The sequence below is a fragment of the Streptomyces ardesiacus genome, assembly GCF_003112575.1.
Lineage (GTDB): Bacteria > Actinomycetota > Actinomycetes > Streptomycetales > Streptomycetaceae > Streptomyces > Streptomyces ardesiacus.
On record NZ_BEWC01000001.1, the window covers coordinates 1,465,603 to 1,478,368 of the forward strand.

The window sequence follows — 12,766 nt, forward strand, 5'->3', positions numbered from 1 at the left end:
CCCGTCCCGTGCCGCACGCCCCCCCGGTGCGCCCGCCCGCACACGACCCGCACCGCACGTCCCCACCGGGAGAACCTCGTGATCGACTACTACTCGACCTCGGCCGAGTTCTACGAGCTGGTCGCCACCCGGCACACCGCCAGCAGCGGTCCGCCGCTGACTCGCGTCCTCACGGGCCTGGACGTGTCCCACGGTCCCGTCCTGGAGATCGGCGCGGGCACCGGACGCGTGACGGAGGTCATCGCCTCCGCGCTGCCCGACGCGGAGATCCTCGCGGCCGAGCCGTCGGCCACCATGCGCGCCATGCTCACCTCCCGGATCGCCCGCGACCCGGACCTGCGCAGACGCGTGACCGTCGTCGACGGGGCCGCCCAGGACCTCGCCCTGCCCGAACGGCTCTCCGCCGTCGTCGTCTTCGGTGTGGCCGGGCATCTCACCGTCCCCGAACGCGTCGCCCTGTGGAAGCGGCTCGCGGACCGTCTCCCGGACGGCGCGCCCATCGTCGTGGAGCTGATGGGCGTGTCCTCGCCCCGCGTCATCCCACCCGTGATGTCTCTCAGGGAGACCATCGGGCGTCAGACGTACGAGTGGTGGATCGGCGGCGAACCCACCGAGGGCGACGGCATGCGGTTCACCACCACCTGGAAGGTGCTGCGCGACGGCCGCACCGTGCGCGAGGTCTCCGACACCTACGACTGGCACACCTTCGACGTTGCCCGACTGGCCCGCGAGGCCGGCATGACGAGCCGCCGCATCACCGAGGCGGGCGGCAGGCCCATCCCCGAAATTGGAGTACTCGTCAAGTGAAGTCACAACCGTCCGAGCCCGGCCCGGACCCGGCCGCCCCGGCCGCCGCTGCGGGCGACACGGGCGCTCGCGTCCCCCCTCCTCCGCTGCGCGCGCTCGCCGAGCCCGTTCGCGGGCGGCTGGCGTTCGCCGTCATCCTCCAGGCCGTCGCCGCCCTGGCCGGAGTGGTGCCCTTCATCGCCGTCTCCCGCATCGCCGAGAGGCTCACCGGCGAGTCCCGGGCCGACGGTGGCGCCCTGTGGCCGCTGGTGGTGCTGGCCTGCTCGTCGGGCTTCGTCGCTCTGGTGTGCGGCACGGCGGCCGGCGCCCTCGCCCACATCGCCGACAACGACCTCCAGCTCACCCTCCGACGGCGGCTCGCCCGGCACATCGGGCGGCTGCCGCTCGGGCGGCTCGTCGACCGCGGCACCGGCGAGGTCAAGCAGGCCGTGCAGGACGACGTGGGCGCGCTGCACACGCTGTTCGCCCACACGCTGCTCGATGTCGTCGCGGTCCTCACCGCCCCGCTTCTGGCACTGGCTTACCTGTTCACGGTCGACTGGCGTCTCGCCTGCCTCAGCGTGGTGCCCCTGCTGTTGGGCGTGTTCCTGTTCAGCCGGGCCATGGCGGGCGCGGCGGCACAGATGGCAGAGTTCGGTGCGGCGGTGGGCCGGATCTCCGCTGCCGCCGTGGAGTTCGCGTCCGGCATCGCCGTGTTCAAGAGCTTCGGGCGTGGGCGCAAGGCCCATGAGCGTTTCGTCCGCGCGACCGAGGGCTTCGCCGACTTCTTCTCCGGCTGGGTCCGGTCCACCCTGGTCAGCTCCACCGCCGCGATCCTGGTGGTCGCACCGGCCGTGGTCCTGCTGCTCCTGTGCGTGCCGGGCACGGTGTTCGTCACCCAGGACTGGATGACCGGCGCCGAACTCGTCCCCTTCCTGCTGCTCGGCCCGGCCGTCGCCGCGCCCATGGGTGTCGTGGGGCCCCGCATCCAGCAGATCCGGGCCGGTCAGGCCGCCGCCGTACGCATCACGGAGCTGCTGCACGCCCCCACCCTCCCCGAGCCCACCGACCCCGCCGTGCCCGACGGTCACCACATCTCGATGCGCGGAGTGTCCTTCTCCTACGACGGGAAGACCGACGTCCTCAGCGGCGTCGACCTCGACCTGTCCCCCGGAACGGTCACGGCACTGGTGGGCCCCTCCGGCTCCGGCAAGTCCACCCTGGCGTCACTGCTGCCTCGCTTCCACGACGTCACGGCCGGCACGGTGACCCTCGGCGGCGTCGACCTCCGCGACATCCCCGCGACCGAGCTGTACCGCCGGGTCGGCTTCGTCCTCCAGGACGTACGGCTCCTGCGGGCGAGCGTCGCCGACAACATCCGCCTCGGCCGCCCCGACGCCACCGACGAGGAGGTCGAGCGGTGCGCCCGCGCCGCCCGCATCCACGACCGGATCACGCGGCTGCCCGACGGCTACGCGACCGAACTCGGCGGGAGCGTCACCCTCTCCGGCGGAGAGGCACAGCGCCTGTCCATCGCACGGGCGTTGCTCGCCGACGCCCCGGTCCTCGTCCTCGACGAGGCGACGGCCTACGCCGACCCGCACTCCGAGGCACAGATCCAGGACGCGCTGTCCGCGCTCGCGGCCGGCCGCACCCTCCTCGTCATCGCCCACCGTCTGCCGACCGTCCGCTCCGCCGACCGGATCGTGGTCCTGGAGGACGGACGCGTCACCGAACAGGGCCGACACGACGACCTGCTGGCCGCCCAGGGCCGGTACGCCGCGCTGTGGGAGGCCCAGCTCACCACGGTCCCGGACGAGAGCGAACGCACACCGCACCACCGGCCCGCACCTGCCGGGGCCGACCGCGCCACGGACGACATCCGGGAAGGAAGCGCACGATGATCCGTCAGCTCTACCGCGTCCTGGGAGCGGAGGGCTCCCGCCCCCTGAACCGGCTGCTGCTCCTCCAGTCCGGCGCGGCCGTCCTCCAGGGCGTCGCCTTCGCCCTGCTCGTGCCCGTCCTCAAGGCCCTGCTCGGCACGGACCCCGACGGCGTCTGGCCCTGGCTGACGGCGTTCACCGGCTGCGTACTCGCCTACGCGGTGCTCCAGGGTGCCGCCCTCGGCGGCGGATTCTCCGTCGGTTCCCAGCTCTCCCGGGTGCTGCACCGCCGATTGGCCGACCACGCGCTGAGGCTGCCGCTGGGGTGGTTCACCGCAGGCCGCACGGCCGAGTTCAGCAGGCTGGCCGGCCAGAACGTCATCCAGGTGATGAGCACGCCGGCCCATCTGCTGCGCCCGTTCATCACCTCCCTCCTCACCCCGGCGACGCTGGTCGTCGCCACCTTCTTCTTCGACGTCCGCACCGCCTCGGTGCTCCTGGTCTGCGCGCCCGTGCTGTTCGCCGTCCAGCGGGCGAGCACGTCGCTGATGCGCCGACTCGACCTCGGCCGCGACGCCGCGATCGGCGAATCCGCCGACCGGGTGCTGGAGTACACCCGCAACCAGCCGGTCCTGCGGGCGTTCGGACGGACCGCGGAGGGGTACGGAGCACTGGACGACGCCCTGGCGGCCGAGGCGCGCGCCGATCGGCGGCTCATCGCGCGCGGCCTGCCCGGCCTGGTCTCCTTCACGTTCGCCACCCGGCTCGTGTTCGCCCTGCTGCTCGCACTCGGGGTTTCCTGGCAGCTCGACGGAACGCTCACCGTGCCCACCCTGCTGGCGCTCCTGGTCCTGCTCGTGCGCCTCATCGACAGCGTCTCGTCCGCCGCCGAGGCCGGCGCGGGCATGCGCATCGCCCGCAACACCCTGGAACGCCTCGGCGCCGTCCTCGACGAACCGCCGTTCCCCCAGCCCGCCGAGCCGAAGACACCCCGCGACGCCGGCGTGGAGTTCACCGGGGTCGGCTTCCGCTACGACGACGGGGCGGCCGACGGAGGTCCGGCACGCCCGGTCCTGAATGACGTGACCTTCCGTCTGCCCGAGCGCAGCATGACCGCCCTGGTGGGGCCCTCCGGCGCCGGCAAGACCACGGTCGCCGGCCTGATCGCCCGCTTCCGGGACACCACGGAGGGCACCGTCCGCATCGGCGGCGTCGACGTGCGCGAGATCGCGGCCGACGACCTGGCCGCCCATGTCTCCCTCGTTTTCCAGGACGTCTACCTCTTCGACGGAACCGTCGAGGAGAACGTCAGGACCGCGGCCCCGGACGCCACCCCGGACGAACTGGCCACGGCCGCGGCCCTGTCCGGACTCGACCGGGTGATCGCGGAGTTGCCCGACGGCTGGGACACCAGGGTGGGGGAGGGCGGCGCGCGGCTGTCCGGGGGGCAGCGCCAGCGCGTGTCCATCGCCCGCGCACTGCTGAAGGACGCTCCGATCCTCGTCCTCGACGAGGCCACCGCCGCGCTCGACCAGGAGAACGAGGCGTTGTTCGCCGAGGTTGTGCGTGCCCTGGCCGACCGCAAGACGCTGCTGGTCATCGCGCACCGGCTCAGCACCGTCGTGCACGCGGACCAGATCCTGGTCCTGGAGGACGGCCGGATCACCGAGCGGGGCACGCACCACGACCTGGTCACGGCAGGCGGAACCTACGCGTCCTTCTGGCAGCGGCGGGCACGGGCCCACGGCTGGCGGCTGGAGGCGGCACGGACGTGACCCCACACCCCGCACCAGCGACCCACCGGACACAGCCGCAGCGTCAGAAGGAAGGCACGACACGATGAGCACCCGTTCGAGGAACATGTGGGACTCGTGGACGAGTTCCGTCCCGGCACTCCTGCACTCGAGCACCCTGGAGCCGTGCCGTGACCTCGCGGCCGCCGCCACCCACCTGGCCCGAGCCGCTCTCGCCGACCAGTACATGGTCTACGAGGCAGCGGGCGGTGTCTGGCACTTCGCGGCCGGCTCCGCCGTGAGCCTCACCGCGCACCCGGCCACCCTCACCGCGCGGGCGGCGGGACGCACCTGGACCGCCCCCACCGACGGCAGGCCACTGACGGTGTTCTCCGACGCACTGAGCGCCCTGTCGGCCGCGCACGGTGCGCACGACGGCGGACGTCACTTCTACGGCTGGGCGGCCTTCGAACTGGCCCACCTCCTCCACGCCGACCCCGCGGCCACCGGTGACGCTCCTGTGCTGCACGCACTGATTCCGTCCGTCGAGGTGACCCTCACCGGCGACCGGACCGTGGTCCGCGCGGCGGACGAGGCGTGGCTCCGCAAGGTCGCCGACCTGCTGGCGGAGCCGACGCCCCGGCAACGCCCACCGGAGGAGACCCCTTGGGACGTGACCGAGCGCATCGTCGCGGCCGGCGCCGCCGCCTACGGCGACGCGGTGTCCCGGACGGTCGAGGACATCCGTGCCGGGCTCCTGGAGAAGGCCGTCGTCTCCCGGAAGGTCCCGCTGCCCGCCGGACCACCCGTGGACTTCACCGCGACGTACCTCGCCGGCCGCCGGGCCAACACACCGGCCCGTTCCTACCTGTTGGATCTCGGCGGCTACCGGGCCGCCGGGTTCAGCCCGGAGACGGTCCTGGAGGTCGGGGAGAACGGCCGCGTCAGCACCCAGCCGCTCGCCGGCACCCGCGCCCGCGGTACGGACCCGGCGGAGAACGAGCGCCTGCGCGCGGAACTGCTCACCGATCCCAAGGAGATACACGAGCACGCCGTGTCCGTGCGCCTGGCCTGGGACGAGATGGCGGCCGTGTGTCAGCCCGGGTCCGTCGCCGTGGAGGAGTTCATGACGGTCCGGCCGCGCGGTTCGGTGCAACACCTCGCGTCGCGGCTGACAGGCCGGCTGCGGCCCGATGCCGGAACTTGGGACGCCTTCGCCTCCCTCTTCCCCGCGATCACCGCCACCGGCGTCTCCAAACGCTCCGCCCTCCAGGCACTGGCCCGCCACGAAGAGGGACCCCGCGGTCTGTACGCCGGCGCGGTCTTCCGGGGGAGTACCGGCGGTGCCCTCGACGCCGCCCTCGTCCTGCGCACACTCATCGGTGAGGGCAACGAGACGTGGCTGCGCGCGGGCGCGGGCGTCACCGCTCAGTCCAGCCCCGAACGCGAGATCGAGGAGACCTGCGAGAAGCTCCGCAGCGTCGCCCCGCACCTGAGGTACGCCACGGGCTGACCGCGTCCGCGTGAGCCAGGCGCCCCTCTGCGGCGGCGCCTCGGCCGCCGCCACGGTCTGGCCCGTAAGGACCCACACCTCCCACCCCGGACGAGGTCCTCGCCGACATGGGCCTGTCCACCACTGAATGGGGCAGTCGAAAGGGCCTGCGCGTGAGACCGCCGATTCCATGACGTGGCAGGGAAAATCGTTGTCGATAAAATGCCGCGTCATTGGCCTGTTTGCCCGGAGGGGCCTCCCGTGGCAGCCTCTTTACGCGAAGGTGGAAAAGAGAAACGGTGATGGAAGCCGCCGTCGTGCATGAGCGGTGGTCTGCATTCATGGAGATGAGTGAAGTGGCGACATCCTTGCAGCATCAGCCGCATCCCGCGCACGACCATGCGCATGGTGAGGGCTGCGGGCACGTGGCAGTCCCTCACGAGGGTCACATCGACTACGTCCACGACGGCCATCTGCACCGCGAGCACGACGGCCACGTGGATGAGTGCGAGGCGGGCGAACACCGGGAGCATGGCGAACACGCCCACGTGCACGGCGAGGGCTGTGGGCATGTCGCGGTTCCCCACGGCGACCACATGGACTACGTGCACGACGGTCACCGGCACGCCGCTCACGACGACCACTGGGACGACCACTGACAGACCGCTCTACGCGCACCCCTCCAGCGACAAACGAAATGCACCCCTTCTTCAAGGGGTGCATTTTCGTGTGCTTCCGCGTCGTCTGGGGAAAAGGCTGGTGCAGAACCAAAGAAGTCGCTTCTCATCGAGACAGCGCCGGCATGCAGCGGTATGAGGAGAGTCTCCCGCACCGTCCCGGGCCGGGCGGTGCCGTGGCTGCGACCACCGCCCGGCCCGGAGTTTCAGCGCCCCGTCACGGTGGTGAGGGGGTCGTGCTCGTGCGCGCAGCTCTCGTCGAAGCCGTAGGTGTCCCAGGCAGGGAAGGGGTCGGAAGCGGGCGGGGCTTCGCCTTCCCGCATGAGGCAGTCGGTCAGGGCCGCCCGCAGCGGCTCCGCGTCCACATGCGTTCCGATGAAGACGAGTTCCTGGGCGTACGGGCTGTCGGCGTCACGGGCGGAGGAGGGCTCGAAGCGGGCCACCGAGCCGGCCTGCGACCACAGTCCCGTCACCAGGGGTCGGCTGGCGAGGGTGAAGAAGCCCTTGGACCGGAGGACTTCCCCGTAGGCGCCGCTGTCCAGCGCCTGGGTCACGAACGTCCACAGCCGTCCCGGGTGGAAGGGCGTTGAGGAGCGGAAGACGGTCGACGAGATGCCGTACTCCTCCGTCTCGGGAACGTGGTCGCCGTTGAGTTCCCGAACCCAGCCCGGAGCCTGCTGCGCCCGTTCCAGGTCGAAGCGGCCGGTGCCCAGAATGTCGCCCACCGGTATGCGCCCCCGCACGGCCGGCACCACGCGGGCGGCGGGGTTGAGGCGGGCGAGGGTGGCCCGCAGCCGGTCGGCGGACGCGGCGTCGACGAGGTCGAGCTTGTTGAGGACGATGACGTCGGCGAACTCGATCTGGTCCATCAGCAGGTCGCTGACCGTGCGTTCGTCGTTCTCGTACTGGTCCAGGCCGCGTTCGGTCAGTTCGTCGCCGCCGGCCAGCTCGGGCAGGAAGTTGGCGGCGTCCACGACCGTGACCATCGTGTCCAGCCGGGCCAGGTCGCCGAGGGTGGCGCCGTCGTCGCGGGCGAAGGCGAAGGTGGCGGCCACCGGCATGGGCTCGGAAATGCCGGAGGACTCGATGAGGAGGTAGTCGAAACGCCCCTCGCGTGCCAACCCGTCGACTTCCTCCAGCAGATCGTCGCGCAGGGTGCAGCAGATGCACCCGTTGGTCATCTCGACCAGGCGTTCCTCGGTGCGGGACAGGGCGGCCTCGCCGCCGCGCACCAGGGCGGCGTCGATGTTGACCTCGCTCATGTCATTGACGACGACCGCGACGCGCAGCCCTTCACGGTTACGGAGGACGTGATTGAGCAGAGTGGTCTTTCCGGCGCCCAGGAACCCGGACAGGACGGTGACGGGAAGGCGCCGCGAGGGGGCGTGGGCCATGCCGGGTTCAGCCTTCCGGACGGAGGAGGCCGCGCTCGTACGCCTTGGCGAGCCGCTGCGGAACGAGGTACGGCACGCCGTCCACCGTGACGGTCACCAACTGCGGCGTCGTGGCCTTCCACTGCGCGCGACGGTGCCGTGTGTTGCTGCGCGACATTTTGCGTTTGGGTACGGCCATGAGGACCTCCGGGTGCGATCGGTGAGCGGGACAGACGATACATGAAAATGGATGTCATTACGATCGGCGCTGTCGCGTCCCTTCGCACCGTGACGCTGAACGCTCGTGTGATGCTCCGGGGGTCAACCGCAGCTCAGCCATGCTGACTTGGCCGGCCCAAGGCGTGGTCGTGGACGGCGGCCCAGCAGTTCCCGAAGCGACTCGCGTACCAGGATGAGGAACGTGCGCCGATCCATGCCGAACGGGAGGAACTCAGCGTCCGGGCCGCTGGCGGGTTGCTCGCCCACGGAGTGGGCCGCGGTGACCGGGTGGGGCCGAGGTGGGTGGGTCGGCTCGGAAGGCGATGAGAGCGATGTCGTCGCGGTTGTCGGAGAGACTGCGCTGGAGGGAACCGAGAAGATCGGACAGGGAAGCGCCGCGTTGGTGTGCGGCCGCGGTCAGGAGTCTGTGCTGGCCGTCGTCGAGGGATGCGGTGGGGGTTTCGATGAGGCCGTCGGTGTAAAGCAGGAGGGTGTCTCCGGGGGCGAGGATGTGGGTGTGGCTGGTACGGGGGAGGACCGGGGCGACGCAGAGTGGGGGGTCCGTGTCCGCGCCGGTGAGGAAGTAGGGATCAGCCCGGGCGGGGATGAGCAGCGGCGGCGGGTGTCCGGCGTTGGACCAGGTCATGTGCCATGCGCCTTCGGGGCGACGTTGCAGGCGGGCGTGGACGGCGGTCGTGAAGGAGGCGATGTCGAGCCCTTCGGCGGCGTCCTCCAGCATGGTCAGGACGGCCGAGGGCAGGCATTCTGGGCCGTTGTTCCAGGCAAGGCCCCTGAGCATGCTGCGCAGCTGTCCCATGGCGGTGGCTGCTGTGAGGTCGTGTCCGGAGACGTCTCCGATGTCGAGTACGAGGGTGTCCTCGGCGTGGATGACGGCGTCGTACCAGTCGCCGCCGATCTCGTTCGCGGAGCTGGCCGGCTCGTAGCAGGCGGCCAGGCTCGCACCGGGAACGGCCGGCGGGCTGGTGAGATGGGCATGCTGGAGGCGCAGAGCGGTGCGGCGGGCCCGCTGCAGGTCGAGGGCCTTGCGGATGGGTCGTTCCGAGGCACGGAAGATCCCTTGTATCAGCGTGGTGTCGGCGGGGCCGGGAGCGGGGGAGTTCCCGTTCGCGCTGGTGGCGGCATAGCCGAGAACGACGTCCTCCGCCACCAGCGGGTACAGGGTCAGGCTGGTGGCGTCCGCGCTCCTCAGCCATTGCTCGGTGACTGTCGGGACAATGCCTGGTGGCATCCCCTTGCCTGCCGACAGATCGAAGGTGCAGGGAGCGCGTCTCGCCAGCACGTCTCGGACCGTGCCGCTGATGACGACTGTCTGGTCCTGCAGCGGAGGCCGAGCCGGCAAGCCGTGGCGGGTGGCGGAGGCGGCCCGTCTGGCCGTGACAGGTACGTGTTCGGGCGGGGGCCACTCCTCGTGGTCCAGGAGCATGATCACGCAGGCGTCCGCGAGCTCCGGGACGATTGCCTTCGCCACCGCGGCGAAGGACTCGTCCAGGCCCCCACCGGACACTTGTGCGATCTCTGCGAGAAGGCGTTCGCGCAGTGTGGCGCTCCATGTGTCCTGGACGTCGTCGGTCGCGGCGATCCATTCCTCGGCGCGGCCGTTGCGAAGGATGGGCACACACCGCGTCGACATATGACGGTACGAGCCGTCGGAAGCCCGCACCCGGAACGTTGTCTCGAACAGCCCGGGGGACTCCTTGGCGAGGGCGGCATACCACTCCTGCCGAAGGCGCGCCCGGTCATGGGGATGGATATGCGCACCCCACTGCTCGTCCATCCGGTCGCGCCAAGGGCTCCCGGTCAACTGCTGCCAGCCGGGGACGAGTTCCTGCGCGGATCCGTCCGCACGCAGCACCCACACCATCTGCGAGACGGCCGTCACGACCGCCTCGTACCGCTCGAGTGCCATCGTCTCGGCCGTGGTATCCAGCGCGACGACCATCGCGCCGCGCCCTTCGGACATCGTGACGGGCGTACAGGAGTACACGAAGTACCGGGCCTGCTCCGGGGCACCAGGGTCGGGCTCGCGCGCCTCGGGAAGCTGACGCGGCCGCCCGGTGGCGACCACCTCGTCCAGCACCGTCAGGAACTCTCCGGCATCCGGTTCGGGGAACGCCTCCCTCGCGGGCAGTCCGACCGGCCGGGCTCCGAGCAGCCTGGCACATGCCTCGTTCTGATAGACCAACCGGTGCTCAGCGCCCGCGAACAACGCGACCGCCGCCACCGTCTCATCGAAGAGCCGCACGTCGAGCGCTCTCCTCGAGCTCATGCCCGCCCTCCGCGCCGTGCGTCTGCCGGGCTCGGCTCAGACCGGAAGGCCGCCGGAGCACTGCCATCACCTCGCGCCCCTCCCCAGCCGGCATCAGGGCTACCGCTCGGCACGCCTGGACTCGGACGCCCCGCCCCGCACCGGTGACGCATGGTTCTTCGGCCCCGCCAGGCCCGGTCGGCGGGCCCGCGCTCCTTTGCGGTCATGAGTACCATCCAATGACGAGCACACCGGCCGCGCCCGTGGCCCTACGCCAAACAGGGCCACCTCCTCCCGCATCAGCGTCCCGCGGAAGGGTTGATCCAGTGTGTACCCGGTGTGAGGACAGCCGTGGTGACCCGCTTCGGCGCGGGCGTCCGCCGGGGCGTGATGGCGATGATCAGTTCAGACGTCGCCCTCCTCCTGCACAGCCACCCGGCACCGTTGGAGAGGGGCTCCCTGGCCGAATCATCGCGACATGAGTGGCGTGGGTGGTGGGGCTCGCCTCAGGCGAGGATGCCGGTACCGACCCGGCGCGTCGGGCGGAGTCACGCGCTCCTGCGACTCGGTCGGCGACCGGCGCCGCGCGGACGGCGCGCACTGGTGAAGTACTCGGACCGGCCCCTCGTTTCCTCGATGACGGACTGGTCATCGGGGCCCCAGTCGGGCGCCAGGAAGAGGTTCCGCCACTGTGGTGCCGGGATGTCGCCGGCCGGCCTGCTGCTCGTCCCGGTACGTCGCCGAAGCCCGGTGTCGCCCATGTCTGTCTCACTTCCTCATGTGCTCGGGTCCGCCGCCGTTCCGGCAGGGGCGGCGGACCCGCCGTTGCCTGCAGGGAATTCCTCCCCTCGACCCGGACCGCGGGCCCCGGCCGGGGGAGGAGCCTGGTGGCCGCCCTCGTCTCAGGCAGCCAAAGTCTCGTCCTTCACGGAGACGTTGGCGCGTCCGGCGTACTGTTCGAGCAGGGTGTCCGCCGTGCGCAGGGCCTGTTCGGCGGTGCGGGCCCCGGTCAACACGCACAGGGTGTACGTGGCGTCTTCGAGGAGCCTGCTCGTGAAGCCGGTGGGACGCACCTCGTGGTCGATGCGCGCCTGGGCGAACCGGGCCAGTACGGCCCGCAGTTCCTGTTCGGCCGGAAGGATCACGGATGTCTTTCCTCTCCCGTCGCAAGTCCTTCCCCCCTGGCACGGCCGACCGTGCCAGGGGGAATCGACCGTCTTCATGGCGCCTGACGGCCACGGTCCACATCCGGGAGCGTCAGGCAGAACGTCGGATGCCCCTTGTCCGCGTCTCCAAGCGACACGGCTCGCGTTCAGGCGGGGCCTTGTCACTGGTCGATGGCGGCCTCCTCCACCGTCGCCAGCACCTTCAGGACGGTGTCGACGCCGGTGATGTGCAGAAGCCGCTGCACTTGGGGCGTCGGTGAGGCCACTCTGAAGTCGGTCGCCCGGTGGGTGAGGATCAGTAGATTCAGCAGGGTGGAGTCGGCGAAGGCGATGCCGGAGGCGTCCAGGACCACCCTCGGGGATTCCTTGGCCGCGGCTTCCAGTGCGACGGCCAACGGCTCGATCGAGTGCATGTCGTACGAGCCTTGGGCGCTGACGACCCGGGCTCCGTGCAGTTCGTACTGCGTCTGCGTGGGTGGGTCCGTGACCGGGAGCCGGCTCTGGCCGGTGTGCGAGCACGCTGCGACCGCTTCATCCGAAAACACTCTCGGTCCCTCCTCCGTCTCCCCCTGGACGGAACACGTTACCTTTAGCGCGAAAAGTATGTCATGTATTTGGTGTCACGCAAAGACGGTCTCATGGTTGCGTGTGCGGGTCGCCGGCGGAGCGCGGCCCGGACGGCGGAGGCAGGCGCCCCGTCACGGCCTGCGACACCTTTGCTGCAAACCGACGTCATTGCGCGACACGTATGTCACGTATAGGATGTCGGGCAAAAGTAGTCCCTAGGATGCTGCGCATGGTTGAACTGCCTGAATCTCACTCCGGATGGACGTTCGTCACCAACCACGCACGTGTACTCGCGGCCATCGCGGACAATCCAAACGTGCGGATTCGCGACATCGCCGCCCACTGCAGACTCACCGAACGCGCCGTCCAGCGGATCATCTCCGACCTGGAACAGGACGGCTACCTCTCCCACACCCGCGACGGACGCAGCAACACCTACCGCATCGAACCGGACAAGGTTCTTCGCCACCCGGCGGAAGCGGGCCTGACCGTGGCCGCGCTGCTGTCGCTGCTCGTGCAGGACGAGACGGACCACGGACGGTCCGCCGGCACCTCCCCTGCGGCCCGCTTCAGCGCCGCGCGATAGAAGGGCTGGGCGGTCCGA

At 70.7% G+C, this 12,766-nt stretch carries 11 protein-coding genes; 6 read left to right on the top strand and 5 right to left on the bottom strand.

The window, feature by feature from the left end:
* The first annotated feature begins 78 nt into the window (after nucleotides 1–78).
* The 5 genes from Sdi02f_RS06370 (at nucleotide 79) to Sdi02f_RS06390 (ending at nucleotide 6,553) form a co-directional block, all read left to right on the top strand.
* Nucleotides 79–807, top strand: a complete 729-nt coding sequence (locus Sdi02f_RS06370) for a class I SAM-dependent methyltransferase (RefSeq protein ID WP_030401135.1) — start codon at nucleotides 79–81, stop codon at nucleotides 805–807.
* Nucleotides 804–2,690 (top strand): ABC transporter ATP-binding protein, encoded by a 1,887-nt coding sequence (locus Sdi02f_RS06375; protein ID WP_108932854.1) that lies wholly within the window; start codon nucleotides 804–806, stop codon nucleotides 2,688–2,690. The genes Sdi02f_RS06370 and Sdi02f_RS06375 overlap by 4 nt, the downstream gene beginning before the upstream one ends.
* Nucleotides 2,687–4,444 (top strand): ABC transporter ATP-binding protein, encoded by a 1,758-nt coding sequence (locus Sdi02f_RS06380; RefSeq protein ID WP_108932855.1) that lies wholly within the window; start codon nucleotides 2,687–2,689, stop codon nucleotides 4,442–4,444. The genes Sdi02f_RS06375 and Sdi02f_RS06380 overlap by 4 nt, the downstream gene beginning before the upstream one ends.
* A gap of 64 nt (nucleotides 4,445–4,508) precedes the next feature.
* A complete protein-coding gene (locus Sdi02f_RS06385; RefSeq protein ID WP_030401132.1) occupies nucleotides 4,509–5,915 on the top strand; it encodes a salicylate synthase in 1,407 nt (468 codons plus the stop codon).
* Between the two features lie 326 nt (nucleotides 5,916–6,241).
* Complete coding sequence (locus Sdi02f_RS06390; protein ID WP_051783386.1) at nucleotides 6,242–6,553, top strand: hypothetical protein; 312 nt, start codon at nucleotides 6,242–6,244, stop codon at nucleotides 6,551–6,553.
* Nucleotides 6,554–6,777: 224 nt separating this feature from the next.
* On the opposite strand, the gene Sdi02f_RS06395 is transcribed toward Sdi02f_RS06390, so the two are convergent.
* From Sdi02f_RS06395 to Sdi02f_RS06415, 5 genes are all read right to left on the bottom strand, one after another.
* Nucleotides 6,778–7,965, bottom strand: a complete 1,188-nt coding sequence (locus Sdi02f_RS06395; RefSeq protein WP_053663992.1) for a GTP-binding protein — start codon at nucleotides 7,963–7,965, stop codon at nucleotides 6,778–6,780.
* A gap of 7 nt (nucleotides 7,966–7,972) precedes the next feature.
* A complete protein-coding gene (rpmF, locus tag Sdi02f_RS06400) occupies nucleotides 7,973–8,143 on the bottom strand; it encodes a 50S ribosomal protein L32 (protein WP_007387878.1) in 171 nt (56 codons plus the stop codon).
* 252 nt (nucleotides 8,144–8,395) lie between these two features.
* The gene (locus Sdi02f_RS06405) at nucleotides 8,396–10,426 is read right to left on the bottom strand and encodes a SpoIIE family protein phosphatase (RefSeq protein ID WP_159107631.1); all 2,031 of its coding nucleotides are present in this window, start codon (nucleotides 10,424–10,426) and stop codon (nucleotides 8,396–8,398) included.
* A gap of 905 nt (nucleotides 10,427–11,331) precedes the next feature.
* On the bottom strand, nucleotides 11,332–11,574 hold the full coding sequence (locus Sdi02f_RS06410; protein WP_031185502.1) for a DUF5133 domain-containing protein: 243 nt from the start codon (nucleotides 11,572–11,574) through the stop codon (nucleotides 11,332–11,334).
* A 182-nt stretch (nucleotides 11,575–11,756) separates the two neighbouring features.
* Entirely contained in the window at nucleotides 11,757–12,140 is a 384-nt protein-coding gene (locus Sdi02f_RS06415; protein WP_031085024.1) for an STAS domain-containing protein, read from the bottom strand.
* 251 nt (nucleotides 12,141–12,391) lie between these two features.
* Between Sdi02f_RS06415 and Sdi02f_RS06420 the strand changes: the two genes are divergently transcribed.
* Nucleotides 12,392–12,748: a helix-turn-helix transcriptional regulator gene (locus Sdi02f_RS06420; protein WP_031051043.1), complete on the top strand. Its 357-nt coding sequence runs from the start codon at nucleotides 12,392–12,394 to the stop codon at nucleotides 12,746–12,748.
* Nucleotides 12,749–12,766: the final 18 nt, after the last annotated feature.

Coding starts and splice junctions, on each gene's coding strand:
- Sdi02f_RS06380 (WP_108932855.1), top strand. CDS start 2,687: ATGATCCGTCAGCTCTACCGCGTCCTGGGAGCGGAGGGCTCCCGCCCC.
- Sdi02f_RS06385 (WP_030401132.1), top strand. CDS start 4,509: ATGAGCACCCGTTCGAGGAACATGTGGGACTCGTGGACGAGTTCCGTC.
- Sdi02f_RS06390 (WP_051783386.1), top strand. CDS start 6,242: ATGAGTGAAGTGGCGACATCCTTGCAGCATCAGCCGCATCCCGCGCAC.
- Sdi02f_RS06395 (WP_053663992.1), bottom strand. CDS start 7,965: ATGGCCCACGCCCCCTCGCGGCGCCTTCCCGTCACCGTCCTGTCCGGG.
- rpmF (WP_007387878.1), bottom strand. CDS start 8,143: ATGGCCGTACCCAAACGCAAAATGTCGCGCAGCAACACACGGCACCGT.
- Sdi02f_RS06420 (WP_031051043.1), top strand. CDS start 12,392: ATGGTTGAACTGCCTGAATCTCACTCCGGATGGACGTTCGTCACCAAC.